Origin of the sequence: Pseudomonas sp. XK-1 (assembly GCF_038069885.1) — a bacterium.
Taxonomy (GTDB): Bacteria; Pseudomonadota; Gammaproteobacteria; order Pseudomonadales; family Pseudomonadaceae; genus Aquipseudomonas.
Window position 1 is genome coordinate 397,319 of record NZ_JBBPES010000003.1, and the last position, 17,181, is coordinate 414,499.

The 17,181-nt window shown below is 62.9% G+C and carries 18 protein-coding genes; 5 read left to right on the forward strand and 13 right to left on the reverse strand.

Annotated features, from left to right (window positions below; translation table 11 throughout):
* Nucleotides 1-84 precede the first annotated feature (84 nt).
* Nucleotides 85-1,359: a citrate synthase gene (gltA, locus tag WMW70_RS10190; protein ID WP_341437394.1), complete on the forward strand. Its 1,275-nt coding sequence runs from the start codon at nucleotides 85-87 to the stop codon at nucleotides 1,357-1,359.
* 64 nt (nucleotides 1,360-1,423) lie between these two features.
* On the opposite strand, the gene WMW70_RS10195 is transcribed toward gltA, so the two are convergent.
* The 5 genes from WMW70_RS10195 to WMW70_RS10215 all read right to left on the reverse strand — a co-directional run bounded on the left by WMW70_RS10195 (nucleotide 1,424) and on the right by WMW70_RS10215 (nucleotide 7,557).
* A complete protein-coding gene (locus WMW70_RS10195; protein WP_341437395.1) occupies nucleotides 1,424-2,026 on the reverse strand; it encodes an START domain-containing protein in 603 nt (200 codons plus the stop codon).
* A 28-nt stretch (nucleotides 2,027-2,054) separates the two neighbouring features.
* Entirely contained in the window at nucleotides 2,055-2,315 is a 261-nt protein-coding gene (locus WMW70_RS10200) for a YkgJ family cysteine cluster protein (protein WP_341437396.1), read from the reverse strand.
* Nucleotides 2,316-2,393: 78 nt separating this feature from the next.
* Nucleotides 2,394-4,301 carry a sensor histidine kinase gene (locus WMW70_RS10205; RefSeq protein ID WP_341437397.1) on the reverse strand — a complete coding sequence of 636 codons (1,908 nt, stop codon included), beginning with the start codon at nucleotides 4,299-4,301 and terminating at the stop codon, nucleotides 2,394-2,396.
* Complete coding sequence (locus tag WMW70_RS10210; RefSeq protein WP_341437398.1) at nucleotides 4,298-6,526, reverse strand: putative bifunctional diguanylate cyclase/phosphodiesterase; 2,229 nt, start codon at nucleotides 6,524-6,526, stop codon at nucleotides 4,298-4,300. Before WMW70_RS10210 ends, WMW70_RS10205 begins: the two co-directional genes overlap by 4 nt.
* A gap of 158 nt (nucleotides 6,527-6,684) precedes the next feature.
* On the reverse strand, nucleotides 6,685-7,557 hold the full coding sequence (locus tag WMW70_RS10215; RefSeq protein WP_341437399.1) for an NAD(P)-dependent oxidoreductase: 873 nt from the start codon (nucleotides 7,555-7,557) through the stop codon (nucleotides 6,685-6,687).
* A gap of 202 nt (nucleotides 7,558-7,759) precedes the next feature.
* On the opposite strand from WMW70_RS10215, the gene WMW70_RS10220 reads away from it, so the two are divergent.
* From WMW70_RS10220 to rhtA, 3 genes are all read left to right on the forward strand, one after another.
* On the forward strand, nucleotides 7,760-8,311 hold the full coding sequence (locus tag WMW70_RS10220; RefSeq protein ID WP_341437400.1) for an exonuclease domain-containing protein: 552 nt from the start codon (nucleotides 7,760-7,762) through the stop codon (nucleotides 8,309-8,311).
* A gap of 62 nt (nucleotides 8,312-8,373) precedes the next feature.
* Nucleotides 8,374-8,655, forward strand: a complete 282-nt coding sequence (gene ppnP / locus WMW70_RS10225; RefSeq protein WP_325506547.1) for a pyrimidine/purine nucleoside phosphorylase — start codon at nucleotides 8,374-8,376, stop codon at nucleotides 8,653-8,655.
* An 80-nt stretch (nucleotides 8,656-8,735) separates the two neighbouring features.
* On the forward strand, nucleotides 8,736-9,608 hold the full coding sequence (gene rhtA / locus WMW70_RS10230) for a threonine/homoserine exporter RhtA (protein ID WP_341437401.1): 873 nt from the start codon (nucleotides 8,736-8,738) through the stop codon (nucleotides 9,606-9,608).
* A gap of 61 nt (nucleotides 9,609-9,669) precedes the next feature.
* Here rhtA and WMW70_RS10235 read toward each other — a convergent pair whose 3' ends face one another.
* Genes WMW70_RS10235 through WMW70_RS10265 form a run of 7 tightly spaced genes read right to left on the reverse strand, consistent with a single transcriptional unit; the run spans nucleotide 9,670 to nucleotide 15,615 of the window.
* Entirely contained in the window at nucleotides 9,670-10,134 is a 465-nt protein-coding gene (locus tag WMW70_RS10235; RefSeq protein WP_341437402.1) for a DUF2269 family protein, read from the reverse strand.
* Nucleotides 10,122-11,237 carry a saccharopine dehydrogenase family protein gene (locus WMW70_RS10240; RefSeq protein ID WP_341437403.1) on the reverse strand — a complete coding sequence of 372 codons (1,116 nt, stop codon included), beginning with the start codon at nucleotides 11,235-11,237 and terminating at the stop codon, nucleotides 10,122-10,124. Before WMW70_RS10240 ends, WMW70_RS10235 begins: the two co-directional genes overlap by 13 nt.
* Before the next feature lie 16 nt (nucleotides 11,238-11,253).
* A complete protein-coding gene (locus WMW70_RS10245) occupies nucleotides 11,254-13,032 on the reverse strand; it encodes an ABC transporter transmembrane domain-containing protein (protein ID WP_341437404.1) in 1,779 nt (592 codons plus the stop codon).
* A gap of 27 nt (nucleotides 13,033-13,059) precedes the next feature.
* Nucleotides 13,060-13,449, reverse strand: a complete 390-nt coding sequence (locus WMW70_RS10250; RefSeq protein WP_341437405.1) for a DoxX-like family protein — start codon at nucleotides 13,447-13,449, stop codon at nucleotides 13,060-13,062.
* Complete coding sequence (locus tag WMW70_RS10255) at nucleotides 13,442-13,876, reverse strand: thiol-disulfide oxidoreductase DCC family protein (RefSeq protein ID WP_341437406.1); 435 nt, start codon at nucleotides 13,874-13,876, stop codon at nucleotides 13,442-13,444. The genes WMW70_RS10250 and WMW70_RS10255 overlap by 8 nt, the downstream gene beginning before the upstream one ends.
* Nucleotides 13,877-13,899: 23 nt before the next feature.
* The gene (locus WMW70_RS10260) at nucleotides 13,900-14,475 is read right to left on the reverse strand and encodes a DUF1287 domain-containing protein (RefSeq protein ID WP_341437407.1); all 576 of its coding nucleotides are present in this window, start codon (nucleotides 14,473-14,475) and stop codon (nucleotides 13,900-13,902) included.
* Nucleotides 14,476-14,499: 24 nt separating this feature from the next.
* Nucleotides 14,500-15,615 (reverse strand): ATP-NAD kinase family protein, encoded by a 1,116-nt coding sequence (locus WMW70_RS10265; protein ID WP_341437408.1) that lies wholly within the window; start codon nucleotides 15,613-15,615, stop codon nucleotides 14,500-14,502.
* Nucleotides 15,616-15,781: 166 nt separating this feature from the next.
* Between WMW70_RS10265 and WMW70_RS10270 the strand changes: the two genes are divergently transcribed.
* Nucleotides 15,782-15,943 carry a PA1571 family protein gene (locus tag WMW70_RS10270; RefSeq protein WP_341437409.1) on the forward strand — a complete coding sequence of 54 codons (162 nt, stop codon included), beginning with the start codon at nucleotides 15,782-15,784 and terminating at the stop codon, nucleotides 15,941-15,943.
* Nucleotides 15,944-16,034: 91 nt separating this feature from the next.
* On the opposite strand, the gene pdxB is transcribed toward WMW70_RS10270, so the two are convergent.
* Nucleotides 16,035-17,180 carry a 4-phosphoerythronate dehydrogenase PdxB gene (gene pdxB / locus WMW70_RS10275; protein WP_341437410.1) on the reverse strand — a complete coding sequence of 382 codons (1,146 nt, stop codon included), beginning with the start codon at nucleotides 17,178-17,180 and terminating at the stop codon, nucleotides 16,035-16,037.
* Between the last annotated feature and the right edge of the window lies 1 nt (nucleotide 17,181).

Here is a 17,181-nt window from a genome sequence, read left to right on the forward strand (position 1 = left end):
ACATTAGAATTTATCCCACTATAGTGGTGCGGGCCCTGCGTGGGGGGCTGTCAGATGATTTCAAGCATAACTAGGAGGCCACACATGGCTGACAAAAAAGCGCAGTTGATCATCGAGGGCGCTGCCCCCGTCGAGCTGCCCGTTTTAACCGGCACCGTTGGTCCCGATGTAATTGACGTGCGGGGCTTAACCGCCACGGGCCGTTTCACTTTTGATCCTGGCTTTATGTCCACCGCCTCGTGCGAGTCGAAGATCACCTATATTGACGGCGATCAGGGCATTTTGCTGCACCGCGGCTACCCCATCGAACAGCTGGCCGAGCAATCGGACTACCTGGAAACCTGCTACCTGCTGCTCAACGGCGAACTGCCGAACGCAGAGGAAAAGGCCAAATTCGTCAGCACCATCAAGAACCACACCATGGTTCACGAGCAGCTGAAGACCTTCTTCAACGGCTTCCGCCGCGATGCCCACCCGATGGCCATCATGTGCGGCGTGGTCGGAGCCCTTTCGGCCTTCTATCACGACTCGCTGGACATCAATAACCCGCATCACCGCGAAGTCTCGGCCATGCGCCTGGTCGCCAAGATGCCGACCATCGCCGCCATGACCTACAAGTACTCCATGGGTCAGCCTATGATGTACCCGCGTAACGACCTGAACTACGCGGAAAACTTCCTGCACATGATGTTCAACACCCCGTGCGAGATCAAACCGATCAGCCCGGTGCTGGCCAAGGCGATGGACAAGATCTTTATCCTGCACGCCGACCATGAGCAGAACGCCTCCACCTCCACCGTGCGCCTGGCAGGCTCCTCGGGTGCCAACCCGTTCGCCTGTATCGCTGCTGGTATCGCCGCCCTCTGGGGTCCGGCCCATGGCGGTGCCAACGAAGCGGTGCTGAGCATGCTCGACGAGATCGGCAGCGTGGACAACATCGACGCCTATATCGCCAAGGCCAAAGACAAGAACGATCCGTTCAAGTTGATGGGCTTCGGTCACCGGGTCTACAAGAACCGCGACCCGCGCGCCACTGTGATGAAGCAGACCTGCGACGAAGTACTGGCCGAACTGGGCATCACCAACGATCCGCAGCTGGAACTGGCCATGCGCCTGGAAGAGATCGCCCTGACCGACCCGTACTTTATCGAGCGTTCGCTGTACCCGAACGTCGATTTCTACTCGGGCATCATCCTCAAGGCCATCGGCATTCCGACCAGCATGTTCACCGTGATCTTCGCCCTGGCGCGGACCGTCGGCTGGATTTCGCACTGGAAGGAAATGCTCTCCAGCCCGTACAAGATTGGCCGTCCGCGCCAGCTGTACACCGGCTACCCGCAGCGCGATATGAAGAAGTAATTCAGCTCTCGCCGCAAAGAAGGCTGCCCTCGGGCAGCCTTTTTCATATCTGAATTAACCAGCGCTATCGCTGCTCAGCCAACTGACGCAGCCCCTGCAAGGTGTTGAACGGCGCATCCACGACAAAGCTGTTGGCCAGCCAGGCCGGCACGCTGCCACCCGGCTCGGAATGCACCTGGTAGACCACTTCGATCTCGCCATCGAGGGGCGTAAGGCTCCAGAACCCTTCAACCTTGCTGACCCGCACAAAGCCTGGCTGCAGCGGCAAATAATCGGCCACCCCATGCAGGGTGCGGGTTACCCGGCCATCGGCGTCGCGGGTGGTAGTCACCTGCAGGATCGAATCACGCGGCTGCACCGGCCAGGGCGTATGAAAGCGGCTGTAGGCCCAGCTCAGATTGCCCTCATGCTTGAGCAGGCGCTGTTCGCTGCAGGCATGAATCCAAGCGCACGCCGCACTGACATCATCCTGCAAGGCCAATAAGCGCGGCATATCCGTCCGTATACGAGTAACACCACGAAAGGCCTGAAAGCTCGAACCGGGAACCTGTCGCAGATAGACCCGAATGCCCGCTTCATCCTTGACCAGCCGCCATTGCGCGGCCTGCACCTGGGCAAGCCCCAGCATCAGTACCGCACCCAGCAACCACCGCCCCAGTCCGTTCATCCGCTCTCCGCCGCCAGGCTATCGATACTCAGACTGCGATGGCCGTACTTTGCTCCAGCCAGCCGAGCAGGCGAATCGCCTCCTCGTCGCTCGCGCCGCAGACATCCGGGTCGGCACTGAAGGCCGAGCACACCGCCGGACGCCCGGGCTGGCCGAAGATCGCACAGTAATTTTCCGCGGTTAACTGCACGCAACGCACCCCCGCCGGTTTGCCCTGGGGCATACCGGGAATCGGCGAACTGATCGATGGCGCAATACAGCAGGCACCGCAACCGGCACGGCATTTCATCGAAGGATGACCTCAAGAGACTCAAGCCGGCAATTCTACGTCGCATGCCGGTGTTTTAGCAGCCTGTGCCATGGCGATTCAGACCAGCGCCAGGCGCAGGCTGAACTGCGTGCCCTGCCCCGGCGCGCTGCGCACCTGCAACTCGGCACCGAGCACATCGACCGCCAGCTGATGGGTGATATACAGACCCAGGCCTGTGCCGCCACGGCCGCGGCGGGTGGTAAAGAAGGGATCGAAGATCTTGCCCAGTACCTCGCTGGCGATACCGCAGCCGTTATCCAGCACCTCGATCAGGCACTGGTGCTTGAGCCGGTCGTACTCGACCCGCACGGTCACCAGCCCCTGACTGTCCGGTTCGAAGGCATGGGTCAGGGCATTGTCGACCAGATTTTGCAGAATCTGCCCCAGGGGGCCTGGGTAACTATCCAGTACCAGCTGCTCAGGCAACTCCAGGCGAACCTGATGCGACGATTGCTTCAGCTTGGGGGTAAACAGCAGCATGACCTCGTGTACCAGTTCGACCAGATCGAAGCTGCGCCGCTCGGTACTGGCCCGGTCACTGGCCAGTTGCTTAAACGCCCGGGTCAGCTGCGCCATACGCCCCAGGCTGGTGAGAATAATCGCCAGACCCTGATCGTTACGCTGTAGAAAATGCTCAAGGGCGGTGCGCTGCAAGCCCTGCCCCAGGTCCCGCTGGATGGCCTTGTTACCCTTGTCCAGGGTCGAGGCCGCCACACTGGCGGCACCAATCGGCGTATTCAGCTCGTGGGCAACCCCCGCCACCAGGGTACCCAGGGACGAGAGCTTCTCCGCCTGCAACAGAGCCCCGCGGGTGCGCTGCAGCTGTTCCACCGTCTCGCGCAGTTCGTCATTACTGTGCCGCACTGCCTCGCTACTGGCCATTAAGGCACGCTGCACCTCGTCACGGGCCTGCTCGGCCAGGCCCAGGCGCAGTGCCACCACAAGCCCCAACGACAGCATCACGCAGACAAACAGCAGCACCTGCCAGAACACCTCGAAACGCAGCACCTGGACCTGCTCATGGGGCAGCCGCGACACCAGCAGCCAGTGCTCGGCATGGTCATGGTTGCCATGGGTCACCGCCATGGCCTGCCCGGGGTCGAAGTGGTTGTAGGCCCAGTAGCCCGCGTGATCGACAAAGGTGCCGCTCTGCTGCGCCTGTAGACGTCGCCAACTGGCCGGATGACGACTGGCAAGGGTCGCTTCGGGTCGCCCCAGCAAATAGCCCCAGGCATCTTCGGCGGTCGCGGCCAGCATCCAGTAGCCTTCATGATCGAGCAGCGCCAGGTTGCCGCCGTAGCGGCTCGACACCTCGCCCAAACGTTGCAGCAGCACCTGCCCCAGATAATTCAGCACCAGCGCGCCGCGCCTGTTGCCCTCGCCATCGAACACCGGAGCCGCACCGCGCAAGGTCGGCTTGAGCGGCCGTTCCAGTTCGCCGTATTCCTGATTGAGGTCCAAGCGCGACAAATAGAAACTGCCCTTGGGCAGGTTCATGGTCTCGACGAAGTAGTAGCGCTGCGCCTTGTTCTGCAGTTGCTCGACAGCCGCGACCCGCGCCTGACCATCACGCCAGTCGACCCGCACCCGTTCGGCACCGGTTTCGTCCAGCCAGCGTATCTGGTCATACACCCCGCTGCTCAGCTCGAACTCGACAAACAGCCGGCCCAGGTCATCCAGATTGGCCGCACTGGGCTGCTCAACCGCCTCGGCCAGCAGGGGCTGCTGGGTCAGAAACTGGACATGGCCGCGCAGCATCGCCAGGTGCCGGCTGAGCACGCCGAGGCCTTCGTTCAGGCTGTTCTGCTGGTCCCGCAGTAGCGGCTCGAGCCGGGCGTCCAGCAGGCGCTCGTAGAGCAAGGCCATCAGCAGCAGAATCAACAGCGTCCAGGGCACGAACAACAGCAGCAGGTTACGCCTGACCGGCCGGGCCAGCATGCCCTCGCGCCAGCGTTTCAACCTCAAGCCCGCGCCCCCGGCCAGCTATCCAGCCAACCCAGCAAATCGCTGCAGCTCATGGCTTTGGCAAACAGGTAGCCCTGGGCCTCGCGACAGCCATGCTCAAGGATCCAGTCCGCCTGCTGGCGAGTTTCGACGCCCTCGGCGATCACCTGCATGCCGACCCGGGCAGCAATCTGGATCACCGCCTCGGCGATCATCTTGTCATCGCTGACCTGGCCGATTTCGAGGACGAAACTGCGGTCGATCTTCAGTCGGTCGGCCGGCAGCAGGCGCAGATAACTGAGCGATGAAAAACCGGTGCCGAAATCGTCGATGGCCACATTCACGCCCATCTCGCGCAACGCCCGCAGCTTCTCGCACACGGTATCGAAGGTGCGCATGGCCACCGACTCGGTAATTTCCACCTCGACCTGCTGGGGGCGAACACCCGCGGCCCGCAGATGGGCGACGAAGCGCTCGATAAAGTCATGCTGGAGTAACTGCGGCGCAGAGACGTTGACCGCCACGCGGATATCCCCGTAACCGGCGTCGGCCAGTTCTTTCGCCGCCTGCAGGGCCAGGCGCATCAGCAGATCGCCCAGCGGCAGGATATAGCCGGTGGCTTCGGCAAGAGGGATAAAGCTCAGCGGCGGCACCATGCTGCCATCGGCCTTGCGCCAGCGTGCCAGGGCTTCGACCCCGGTCACGCGGCGCGTCTGCAGGTCGATCTGCGGCTGCAACTGCACGCTGATATGCCCCGCCTCGACCGCATCGCGCAGGGCCAGCAGCATGCGGTAGGCTTCGGCATGAGCCCCGAGCAGGCGGGGATCGTAGACCGTGTGCTGGTCATGGCCAGCGCGCTTGGCCTGTTTAAGCGTCAGCAGGGCATCCTGCAGCGCCACGCCGGCCGAGCCGGTAAAGTCGCCCAGGTGCATGGTCACGCTGCTCAGACTGTGCACCTGGCCCAGCTCGTAAGACCGCGTGTGCCGCCGAAACAAAGCCACGATGGCGGCGGCGCTGACCTGTGTCTGGGGCCCGAGAATGGCAAACAGGTCGTCGCGCACCCGGGCGATTAGCACATTGCCATCGAAGGCATCGCGCAGCTTCTTCGCCACCAGGCCGAGGATAAAGTCGCCATAACCGGTGCCGAAGGCGGTGTTGGCTCCGGAAAAATTGTCGATATCGATCAATACCAGCACCCGCTCGGCCTTGGACTCATCCTTGAGAATCATGTCGAGCATGCGGATCAGGGCGTTGCGGTTGGGGATCTTCAGCAGATCGTCCTGGTAGGCCATTTCCTCCAGACGGCTGAACAAAGCGACGTTGTACAGGCCGCGGCTGATACTGGCGCTGAACACCTTGAGCAGTTCCTGCTCGGTGTCGTTCAGCGCCCGTTCGGTGGCAACGTAGCAGGCGTAGTCGGCGCCCGCCTGGAAGCGCGGAAAGAACAATACGGTGCAATCGCTCAGACACAGGGTCTGCTGCTCCTGCAGGCTGCGGCGCAGCACTGCGGCCACCTCGGGACTGTCCAGACTGTCCAGGCTGGCATCGACGTTGCGCACAAAGCGCCCGCTGGCACTGATGATCCGCGCCCTGGGCGCGACTCCCTCCTCGCCCTCCTCGGCCCCCTCGGCCCGTACGCAGACGATGCCCTCGGCTTGCAGATTGAGCAGCACGGCAATCTCGGAGAGGATCTTGGACGACAGTTCGCGGGTATTCTTCGAGCAGAACAACGCATTGCTTGATTCAACGATCATCTGCAGGCCGCGGCGGGCGCTGGCCACCGCCTTGAGCTGGGCATAACCGCGCACCGCGGCGGTGAGTACCGTCAGCAGGCGCTCGGCACTCAGCTCGCTCTTGCTCCAGTAGTCATTGATATCGTAGTCGCGCATCACCTCGTAGGCCGGTGCCCGGCCGGGTTCGCCGGTCAGCAGCACCACACGGGTCTCGCTGTTGCCGATGACCTCGCGCAGGGCCTTGATCAGGCGCAGGCCGGCGTCCTCGGTCTCCAACACCACATCGAGCAACACCAGGGCGATGTCCCGCTCCCGGGCCAGCAGCAGCGCAGCCTCGCGGCAGCTGAAGGCCTGCAGCAACTCGATACGGCCACCGAGCACGTCCAGCTCACCCAAGGCAAACGCCGTAGCCCGCTGAAAATCCACATCGTCGTCAACCGCCAGGACCCGCCAGACAGCGGGGCTGGCACTGTTGGGCTGGTCGTCGGCGCGAAAGGCTAGCTGGTCGTCCATGAGAGATACCCGCCAGTGAGAAACCGCAGCCGCGCAAGCACGGTCTGCCAGCAGCAGTATAGCCAGCAGTGACCAGGTGCCAGGCTATCGCGGCGTTATCTGCCAATAATCTGATATCAGCCGCTCCAACACCTGGCAGCAGACCGCGAATATACCGGCTAGCCGCGCCCCTTCAGACGGGTCAGCAGACTGGAGGTATCCCAGCGCCCGCCGCCCATGGCCTGTACATCGGCATAAAACTGATCGACCAGAGCAGTAACCGGCAACTGCGCGCCGTTGCTGCGGGCCTCGTCGAGCAGAATCGACAGGTCCTTGCGCATCCAGTCCACCGCGAAGCCATGCTCGAACTCGCCGGCCAGCATGGTCTTGTGGCGGTTTTCCAGCTGCCAGGACTGGGCCGCGCCCTTGCTGATCACCTCCATCGCGCCGTGAGCATCGAGCCCGGCGCACTGGGCGAAATGCAGAGCCTCGGACAAGCCCTGGACCAGGCCGGCGATGCAGATCTGGTTGACCATCTTGGTCAGCTGGCCGCTGCCCGCCTCACCCATCAAGCGCGCCATGCGCGCATAGGCCTGAATCACGGGCTCGACCTTGGCATAGGTCGCCGCCTCACCGCCGACCATGATGGTCAGCACGCCATTCTGCGCCCCGGCCTGACCGCCGGACACCGGCGCATCGACAAAGCCCAGCCCCAGTTCGCCGGCCTCTGCGGCCAGTTCGCGAGCGACATTGGCCGAGGCCGTGGTGTGGTCGACCAGCACAGCACCGGCCGCCATGCCGGCGAAAGCACCGTCCGGGCCCAGCACCACGCCACGCAGATCGGCATCGTTGCCCACGCAGACCATTACCAACTCGGCAGTGGCAGCCGCCTCACGCGGGGTAGCCGCAGAGGTCCCGGAAAATTCGCTGAGCCATTGCTCGGCCCTGGCCGCCGTGCGGTTGTACACGCATACCTGATGGCCGGCGCGCGCCAGATGCCCCGCCATCGGATACCCCATAACACCCAGCCCGATAAAGGCTACCTTCGCCATACACACCTCCAAATCCATGCGCCATCAACGGCGCGCGTTTCTCCCCGCTGCACTGCAGACAGGTTTCCGACTGCAAGCATGCCCGCCACATGGGCCCAGCGCCAGTACAGCCATAGGGCAAAACTGTATAAATACACCCGACCAACAGGCTTTACCCAACGCCGAGACTGCTTCCATACTCGCGGCACGCAAAGGAGGGCTTATGCAGCATTGGCTGGTAATAGACCTGGAAGCCACCACCGAAGAAGGCGGCTGGCCGGTCACAGAGATGGAAATCATCGAAATAGGAGTCAGCCTGGTCAACGCTGGCGGCCATGAAATCGAGTACTTCCAGCGCTTTGTGCGGCCCACCCGACGCCCGCACCTGACCCACTTCTGCCGTCAGCTCACGCAAATCAGCCAGGCCGATGTCGACGCCGCCGCGCCGCTGAGCGCGGTATGGGTGCAATTCGAACGCTGGTTGCTGGCCCATCAGCCGCAACTGGCGGGCTGGGTCAGCTGGGGCGACTACGACCGCCGCCAGTTCGAACAGGAATGGCGCAACCATGGGCTGAGCAGCTACCTGAGCCAGATTCCTCATATAAACCTGAAAAAACGCTTCGCCGAAGCCCGCCAACTGCCCCGCCCGATTGGCCTGAAAATGGCCCTGAGCCTGGCCGGTTTGCAGTTCCAGGGCCAACAGCACCGCGCCCTTACCGATGCGCGCAATACCGCTCGGTTGCTGCCACTGGTTTTGCCCGCGCAAAGCAGATGACGAAGAAAAACCGCTTGGGCATACTGGCGGGCCTTTTTTAAACCCCTTTCGAGGAACTGCAGATGTTCAAGGTCAATGAATACTTCGACGGCACCGTCAAATCCATCGCCTTCGGCATGGCTGAAGGCCCAGCCACCATTGGCGTAATGGCTGCAGGCGAGTACGAATTCGGCACCAGCCAACTGGAAGTCATGCATGTGGTGGCCGGTGCCCTCACCGTCAAGCTGCCGGGCAGCGACAGCTGGGACACCTACGCCAGCGGCAGCCAGTTCACCGTACCGGCCAACAGCAAGTTCCAGCTCAAGGTCGCCGTGGACACCGCCTACCTGTGTGAATACCGCTAAGCATTAGCCCTGGTGCCTGAAAGCCGGCCCCAGTGGCCGGTTTTTTTATTAACGGATGGATAAAGCCAAAGGAATCGCCCATGCCGCGCTCAACGCAATTCTCCCTGGTGACCCTGCCGATCATATTGCTGCTGATCGCCATGACCTCGATCCAGAGCGGCGCGTCCCTGGCCAAGGGGCTGTTCCCGGAGATCGGCGCAGCCGGCACCACCGCCCTGCGCCTGAGCCTGGGCGCGCTGATCCTCTGCGTATTGATGCGCCCCTGGCAGGCCAAGCTGACCCTGAAGTCCTGCCGCTCGCTGCTGGCCTACGGGCTGGCTCTGGGCGGCATGAATCTGCTGTTCTACCTCTCGCTGAAAACCATTCCCCTGGGCATCGCCGTGGCCTTGGAATTCACCGGCCCGCTGGGCCTGGCCCTGCTGTCGTCGCGGCGACTGCTGGATTTCGTCTGGATCGCCCTGGCCGTATTCGGCCTCTGGCTGTTGTTGCCCACCGCGCAAAGCGATGTAGCGCTCGATCCGGTGGGCATGGCCCTGGCCCTGGCCGCCGGGCTGTGCTGGGCGCTGTATATCGTCTTCGGGCAGAAGGCCGGGGCCGAGCACGGCAAGCAGACCGTAGCCCTGGGCACCATAGTCGCCGCCCTGCTGGTGTTCCCGATTGGTCTGTGGCAAGCCGGTAGCGGCCTGTTCTCCCTGGACCTGCTGCCCATCGCCCTGGGTGTGGCGGTGCTGTCTTCGGCGCTGCCCTACAGCCTGGAAATGGTCGCCCTGACCCGACTGCCGGCGCGCACCTTCAGCACGCTGATGAGCATGGAACCGGCCATCGCCGCCCTCTCCGGCCTGTTGTTTCTCAGCGAGCGGCTGACCTTCAACCAATGGCTGGCGATCAGCGCCATCATCCTCGCCTCGGCGGGTGCGGCGGCGACCATCAAGCCGAAAGCCAAGGCCTTCTGAGCCGCCACTGTGACATGCAGGCGAGCAGTAGCCTGGCAGGTGTGCGGTCCGCAATCGGCGCTTACTGTGGCTTGAACACCATCAGTGCATAGATCGCCAACATGGCGAAAAAGGCCGGGATACCGAGCCAGAACCAGATACGCGCATAGCGCCAATAGCTCGCTTGTAGCGCCTGATCGGTCGCCAGCGCCGCCGCTGCCAGGGCGCGCATGCGGTACTGCAGCCAGACCACCGGCAGCCAACAGACCCCGGCCAGGACATATAGCAGCAGAGTCCAGGCGATCCAGGTGCTGCTCAGCGAATAGCCGGCGATATGCAGCATCCACAAACCAGTCAGCGGTTGCAGGATGATCGCCGGGGTGGTGAACAGCCAATCGGCCAGCACCACCAGGCGACTCGTATAGGCGATGGCCCGCACATCACCGCTGCGATCGATCATCCATTTGTAGAAGGCGCTACCGAACCCCACGCCCACCAGCACGGTGGCGCTGAGGATGTGCAACCATTTAAGGCTTAGATAGAGCATGGGCGCAGGCCTGCTTCGATCTGCAGACCCTCCAGTTCGGCCAGGTATTCGTCGACACTAAGCAGCCCCATACAGGGCATGGCACCGCGTTGTTCGAGGTTGCCGGCGGCCAATTTACGCGCCAGCGCCACCGCCGCCATGCAGGGAATATTCGGCCCATGGTTGTCGCGGGCGATCAATTCCCAGCACAGGCCCAAGGGCTGGCCATCCGCGCCCAGCCCGTGCAGCTTGACGAACATGCCACTTAGGCGGTCGCCGAAGGGCTCCACCAGCACCGCGCCGCGATGCAGCAAGCCGGCCAAGGGTACGCCGCTGCGCAGTAGGCGACCGCGCACCAACCAGGACAGCAACCAGGTACCGAACTGGGTCACGCGCAAACCTACCCCTGCCGAAAAACGCACGTTGCGCACGCCCGCATAGCGCGCGGGAAACAGCTCCAGATCGGGAATATCGCAATTGCCCAGCCAGCGCCGGCCCAGCGGCGCGGGAAAATCATGAGCCTTCAGCTCCTGCCAGCCATAGACTTCACGCCACTGGCCCTCGCGCCACTGGCGAAACGGCTTGCCGCAATAGTTGAGCACCGCCGCCAGGGTCGATACCCCAGGGGTTTTCTCCGAGGAGCTGATGCCGTGCCAGATGCTGTCCAGACGGCTGAAGCGCGGCAGCAACTGATCGATCACCGCAGCACTCAGAGCCGGCACCGAACTGGCACCGCTGCTGACCAGCACATTGGCCTGGCGCGCCGCCTGGTCAAGTTCGCCTATGCCGCAGGCGAATTCGCGGGCATCGGCCAGGTCAAGGTAATGCGCGCCGGCGGCGATGGCGGCCTGGGCCACACGATAATCCTGGCCCTGAAAGGGGCCGGCGGTGGAAATCAGCAAATCGGTACCCAATTCGCTCAGTCGCTCGGCCAGGTCAGCCTGATTGCCATCCAGACGCACCGCCTGGCAACCCGTCTGGCTCGCCAAGCCCTCGGCCTTGGCCAGATCGCGCCCGGCAACCCACACCCGCATGCCGGTAATGCTGCACAGACGATTGACGATAACCGTGCCGAAATTGCCATAACCGCCCAGCACCACAACCTTGAAGTCCTTATCTGACACTGTGCGATTTCCTTTCTCAGCTGGTTTCTACGCTGTCGGTATTGAACTGCAACTCGGCCAGGCGCGCATACAGTGGGCTGCTGCTGACCAGCTGGCTGTGGCTGCCGATGGCCGCCAGTTTGCCGTGTTCGATCACCGCAATGCGGTCGGCGCTCTTTACCGTGGCCAGGCGGTGGGCGATTACCAGAGTGGTGCGGCCTTCCATCAGAGGCGGCAAGGCTTGCTGAATCAGGTATTCGCTCTCGGCATCCAGCGCGCTGGTGGCCTCATCGAGGAGCAGAATCGGCGCATCCACCAACAATGCCCGAGCAATCGCCAGGCGCTGACGCTGGCCGCCAGACAACCCCAAACCGGCATCGCCGAGGTGAGTCTGGTAGCCATCCGGCAGTTTCATGATGAATTCGTGGGCATGGGCGGCTTTGGCCGCAGCTTCGACCTCAGCCAGGCTGGCAGTGGTTTTGCCGTAGCGAATATTGTCTTCCACCGAGCCGAAGAACAGCGCGGGGTTCTGCGACACCAGCGCAAAGCTGCTACGTAGCTCACGAGGGTCGAGCTGTTGAATCGGCACACCGTCGATCAGGATGCTGCCCTGCTGCGGATCGAAAAAGCGCAGCAGCAGATCGAACAGCGTCGACTTACCGGCACCGGACGGGCCGACCAGCGCCAGGGTTTCCCCCGCGGCGACCTGCAGGTCGATACCGTCCACGGCAAAACTGTCTGGTCGCGACGGGTAGGCGAAACGCAGCCCTTGCAGCTCGATGCGGCCCTGCACCGGCTGGGTCAGATGCAAAGCATCCGTAGCCGGTGGGGTGATTTCATTGCGCGCCTGCAGCAACTCGGCGATGCGCTCGGCAGCGCCGGCAGCGCGTTGTAGCTCACCGATCACCTCACTAAGCGTGCCAAAGGCCGAACCGACGATCAGGCTGTAAAAGACAAAGGCCGCCAGCTCGCCGCCGGAAATGCGCCCGGCGATTACGTCCATACCGCCGACCCAGAGCATCACCCCCACCGCGCCGAGCACCAGCACGATGACCACGGTAATCAGCCAGGCGCGCTGGGCGATACGTTTGCGCGCGACGTCGAAAGCTGCCTCGGCGGACAGGCCAAAACGACGCTTGTCCTCGGCCTGATGGTTGTAGGCCTGCACGGTCTTGATCTGGCCCAGCACCTCACCGACATAGCTGCCGACATCCGCCACCCGATCCTGGCTCTGCCGCGACAGCGCGCGCACGCGGCGGCCGAATAGCAGAATCGGCGCAACCACCAGCGGCAGCGCCATCAGCACGATGCCGCTGAGTTTGGCGTTAGTCACCACCAGCAGCACGCTGCCGCCAACCAACATGATCAGGTTGCGCAGCGCCATCGATAGCGACGAGCCGATCACCGATTGCAGCAGCGTGGTATCGGCAGTCAGGCGCGACTGAATCTCCGAGCTGCGGTTGCTCTCATAAAAGCCTGGGTGCAGTTCGATCAGGTGATTGAACACACGCTTGCGGATATCGGCGACAAAACGCTCGCCAATCCACGACACCAGGTAGAAACGGGTGAAGGTGCCGATCGCCAGTGCCAGCACCAGCACAAAAAACAGCCCGATCGATTGCTGCAGCGCCGCCGGCGACTGGGTCGCCAGGCCCTGGTCGACCAACAGCTTGATGCCCTGGCCCATGGACAGGGTAATGGCGGCGGTAAACATCAGCGCCAGCAAGGCCCCAAACACGCGACCGCGATACGGCGCGATAAAGCGCCAGGCCATGCGCAGGGCATTGCGCTGACGGGAAGACAGGATCGAAAGCATGGAGGCTCGCAGAGGCGCTGACGCCCGTTAATGAGGAGGCGATTGCGGCGTTTCCGCCCGCCAGGCCACCCAACACAGCGCCAAAGCGGCGAGATTGGTGGTCAGCGGATTAAACGCCTGCAGCAGTAGATGGGGACTCAATAGCGCCACATCAAGCAGCAGCCCAATCAACAGCACCCCCGCCAGCAACAAAGGCCAGCGCTGACGCCGCCAAAGCAGCAACAGACCCAGGATGATTTCCGCCAGACCGGCGATGCGCGCCACCCACTCGGGGGCCGGTAAACCATGGGCCTGGATCATCGTCAGCTCATCCGGGCTGAGCCAGAGAATCTTCGGCACCAACCCGTGCCAGATAAACACCAGGGCCAGGGCGATGCGCGCCAGCCAGGCGATCTGCCGCAGGCGGGGGTCAGTCATGCAAGAAGCGCCGGGCATGATCAGCGTTTGGTATTAGGCAACTGTCGTAGCGACCAAACAGCCGGTAGCGATTGAGCGCAATACGGTCATAACACCAGTCACGTATGGGCCGCGGAATCAGCCGCAGCCAGGCCAGCAAGCGCCATGGCTTGGGCAGTTGGGCGACGATGCGCAGCACCGCCTCCGAACGCAGCAGCATCTGGCCATTCTCGATCAGCGCCATGCTGTCGAAATGATCGGTGGGTAAACCGCCCCAGGCCAATAGCGCCTGGCCCTCGGCCGATTGCACCGAGGCCAGGCGAAAACGCTGTTCAGGGTCATGGCGAATCAGAAACTTCGCCCAGCCGTTGCACAGCTTGCACACCCCATCGAACAGCACCACGCGCTCGCCGGGCTGGATAAGGGGTGGAAGTGTTTGCTCCTGCATACCCAACTCCTTCTGCACAGCCCTTAGGCTGCGGGAATACGGTAGTGACCGGTAATTTTAAAGCTGAAAAGAATGTCCTCTTCCTGGGTACCGCGGCCGATATTGTGCAGCACCAGAGGTACGCCGTTGCCGACCTGGCGGTCGCTGATGATGCCGATATGGGTCAGGCCGCCGCCCAGATCCCAGGTCACTATATCGCCGGGGCGATAGCGCTCGGCATCCTGACCAAGCGGCAGCGCCCAGCCCTGGCGTTTGAACCAGGTCATCAGGTTGGGCACGCGGCGATGATCGATATTGCTGTCAGGCCGACTTAGCCCCCAGTTTTTTGGATACAGGCGAAAGTTCGCGCGCATGTCCTGATGCACCGCCTGCTGCAGATCCAGGCCCTGCTGGCGCAGCGCGCGGATCAGCACATCGGTACACACCCCGGTATTGAACGGTACATCGCCATTGGGATAACTCAGGCGGCGATAGGCTGGGTCATAACTCAGGGTCACGCCAACCTGCTCGCGGGCGGCCGTGACCAGGGCCTCGGGTTGCAGCGCCCAGGCCTGGGCGCTCAGCAGAATGCTCAACGCGAACAGTAGAATCGCCCGCATAACATCTCCTTGATAGTTCAGCGGCTACTTGCCCACCGGATACAGCAGCTCTTCCTTATAACCGGCCCACACGCGCACGACATCTGGGAAGGCATCGTCCAGCGCCGTATCGCCACTGTCCACCAGCAAGGGCCGTCCCTCCAGGGTGCCGAGCTTGCGTTTGGTCGCCACCACCCGCAAATGATCCAGGCCGATAGCGCGCAGCACCCGTGGGCTGATCTGCTGGTTGCCGCGGCCGATGATATGGCCCTGGCCGCCGATGGCGGTGACCAGCAAGCGCGCCGGGTGGCCATCAATCAGTTCGAATAGCTGGGCTTCGGTTACATCGCTGGCCAGCAACTGACCGTTCTCGATCACGTCGACGCCGAGCAAGGTGGTCTGCAAGCCCAGATTCTGCGCCAGACCATGCAGGGTAGAGCCGGGACCGAATACATAGCGCACATTGGCTTCCCAGCTGTCCTGCAGCCAGTCGGCCAGATCATTCAGCACCAGCTCTTCGGACTCCACGCCGCCCTGCTTGACCTGCTGCACATAGCCGCCTTCTTGCGGCACAGTCAGCTCGCCGTACCAGCGCGCGGTAACGCGACCTTCGCGCAGGGCGCTTTCATCTATATCGCGCACTTCGCCACTGCTCAGACGCACCAGGCCGCCTTCGATCAGTCGCGCGGTCAATTCGCCGGCCGCACGCGGGCTGATGGCGTAGACCCCGGACTGGATCTTTACCCCAGCCGGAATCCCCAGCACCGGTTGACCTTCACGTACCGCCGCGCAGATATCCCGCGCCGTGCCGTCGCCACCGGCGAACAGAATCAAGGCCACGCCGGCATCCTGCAGCAGCTCAACGGCCTGACGGGTATCGGCAGCGCTGCTGGGGTCCGCGCCCAGTTCACCGACCACACGGTGGGCAAAGCCCATCGCGCTCAGCAGGTCGGCACCCATGGCACCGGGAAAGGTGACGAATTCCAGGCGCTCGCGTAGCGGCAGCAGCACCTCAAGGGCAGTTTGCGTACGCAGCGCCGACTTGGCCTCGACGCCCAGAGCCAAGGCCTGCTCGGCCATGCCGTCGCTGCCTTTGAACCCCGCAGGGCCGCCCAGCCCGGCCAATGGGTTGATAATCAGACCAATATGGAAAAGCCCCATAACATCCTCTATTTCAATACCTGAGAGCGCCTGGCACAGTGTCTGCTTAACTCCATCCAGAGGGTGAAGAGGCCCAGTGCCCTGCGCCGGTTTGATGCCATCGCAGTTGTCATAGCGCCTTCATTTAACCCTCATAAACTCGCGCCAACTGACAAGGAGACAAGCCATGCACCGCTCGCAACAGAACTCGCACAAACCTGCGCCAATGCCGATTGGCGGCTTTGTCATCGATGCTCAGGGGCGCGAAATCCCGATCACCGAAGACATGATTCAGCAGGCTTGCAACGCACTGGAAAAAGCTCAGCAGCCAGCTGCCAAGCGTAAGTAAGATTCGTCTCAGGGCAATGTTGCAGGCTGGATGACGTTTTTTTCATCCACCATAAAACCGCAGAGGGTGGATGGGTGAAGCGCCATCCACCCTACCCCTCCAGCTTTGCGCCCAACGCCTGCACCAGGCTCACCAACGCCGGCGCATCACCCTTTACGCAAACCTTGAGCCCGTCGATTTCCCGGCGCATCGGGTAGTGCTTGCGCAGCCCGTCAAAGGCCGCACGCCGGGTTGCCGCATCGCCCTGCAGGCTACGGCGAAAATCCGCATCATCGCGGCGCGGGTCATACACCGCGCGGCAGATACTGGCCAAGGCCCAGGCCGGAGCGGCGCTGGCATCGATAGTCAGCTCACTCAGCCAGGGCGCGGGCATCAGCTGCGCCAGCTCGATACTGGGCGCAACGCCAAGGTGCTGACACAACGCCTGATAGATCTGCGCCGTACCGCGCAGCTTGCCGTCCAGGCTGTAGCCGGCGATATGCGGCGTGGCGATGCGGCACAGCGCAGTCAGCTCGACATCCGCCTGCGGCTCGCCTTCCCAGACATCCAGCACCACCTGCAGATCGCTGCGCTGTGTCAGCAACTCGCGCAGGGCCTGGTTATCCACCACCGCGCCACGACTGGCATTGATCAGCCAGCTGCCCGGCCTCAGCGCGGCCAGGCGCGCGGCATCGAACAGGTGATGGGTCGGATGCTCGCCCAGACGCTCCAGCGGCGTATGCAGGCTGATCACGTCGCACTCATCCAGCACCTGCTGCAGGCTGACGAAATCGCCCCCCTCAGCTGCCTGACGCGGCGGGTCGCAGACCAGCACCCGCCAGCCCAGGCCGCGCAGCACCTTGAGCAGACGGCTGCCAACCTGTCCCGCGCCGATCACCCCATAGGTGCGTGTCGCCAAATCGACACCCTGTTGCTCGGCCAGTACCAGCAGGCTGCCCAGCACATAGTCGACCACGCCACGGGCATTGCAACCCGGCGCGCTGGCCCAGGCGATGCCGGCCTGCTGAAAGTAGTCGAGGTCCAGATGATCAGTGCCGATGGTGCAGGTGCCGACAAACTTCACCGCAGAGCCTTCGAGCAGCGCGCGATCAACCTGGGTCACCGAACGCACCAGTAACAGGTCGGCGTCGGCGACAGCGGCCGCATCGATGCCACGGCCGGGCAAACGGCGGATCTCGCCAAAACCGGCAAAGAATTCATCAAGCAGGGGGATGTTTTCGTCAGCGACTATGAGCATG

What these genes read in the sequence shown, in the direction of transcription:
- gltA (WP_341437394.1), top strand. Translation starts at nt 85, where the DNA reads ATGGCTGACAAAAAAGCGCAGTTGATCATCGAGGGCGCTGCCCCCGTC.
- WMW70_RS10220 (WP_341437400.1), top strand. Translation starts at nt 7,760, where the DNA reads ATGCAGCATTGGCTGGTAATAGACCTGGAAGCCACCACCGAAGAAGGC.
- WMW70_RS10260 (WP_341437407.1), bottom strand. Translation starts at nt 14,475, where the DNA reads ATGCGGGCGATTCTACTGTTCGCGTTGAGCATTCTGCTGAGCGCCCAG.
- WMW70_RS10265 (WP_341437408.1), bottom strand. Translation starts at nt 15,615, where the DNA reads ATGGGGCTTTTCCATATTGGTCTGATTATCAACCCATTGGCCGGGCTG.
- WMW70_RS10210 (WP_341437398.1), bottom strand. Translation starts at nt 6,526, where the DNA reads ATGGACGACCAGCTAGCCTTTCGCGCCGACGACCAGCCCAACAGTGCC.
- pdxB (WP_341437410.1), bottom strand. Translation starts at nt 17,180, where the DNA reads ATGCTCATAGTCGCTGACGAAAACATCCCCCTGCTTGATGAATTCTTT.
- WMW70_RS10215 (WP_341437399.1), bottom strand. Translation starts at nt 7,557, where the DNA reads ATGGCGAAGGTAGCCTTTATCGGGCTGGGTGTTATGGGGTATCCGATG.
- WMW70_RS10250 (WP_341437405.1), bottom strand. Translation starts at nt 13,449, where the DNA reads ATGACTGACCCCCGCCTGCGGCAGATCGCCTGGCTGGCGCGCATCGCC.
- WMW70_RS10255 (WP_341437406.1), bottom strand. Translation starts at nt 13,876, where the DNA reads ATGCAGGAGCAAACACTTCCACCCCTTATCCAGCCCGGCGAGCGCGTG.
- WMW70_RS10195 (WP_341437395.1), bottom strand. Translation starts at nt 2,026, where the DNA reads ATGAACGGACTGGGGCGGTGGTTGCTGGGTGCGGTACTGATGCTGGGG.
- rhtA (WP_341437401.1), top strand. Translation starts at nt 8,736, where the DNA reads ATGCCGCGCTCAACGCAATTCTCCCTGGTGACCCTGCCGATCATATTG.
- WMW70_RS10245 (WP_341437404.1), bottom strand. Translation starts at nt 13,032, where the DNA reads ATGCTTTCGATCCTGTCTTCCCGTCAGCGCAATGCCCTGCGCATGGCC.
- WMW70_RS10270 (WP_341437409.1), top strand. Translation starts at nt 15,782, where the DNA reads ATGCACCGCTCGCAACAGAACTCGCACAAACCTGCGCCAATGCCGATT.
- ppnP (WP_325506547.1), top strand. Translation starts at nt 8,374, where the DNA reads ATGTTCAAGGTCAATGAATACTTCGACGGCACCGTCAAATCCATCGCC.
- WMW70_RS10235 (WP_341437402.1), bottom strand. Translation starts at nt 10,134, where the DNA reads ATGCTCTATCTAAGCCTTAAATGGTTGCACATCCTCAGCGCCACCGTG.
- WMW70_RS10200 (WP_341437396.1), bottom strand. Translation starts at nt 2,315, where the DNA reads ATGAAATGCCGTGCCGGTTGCGGTGCCTGCTGTATTGCGCCATCGATC.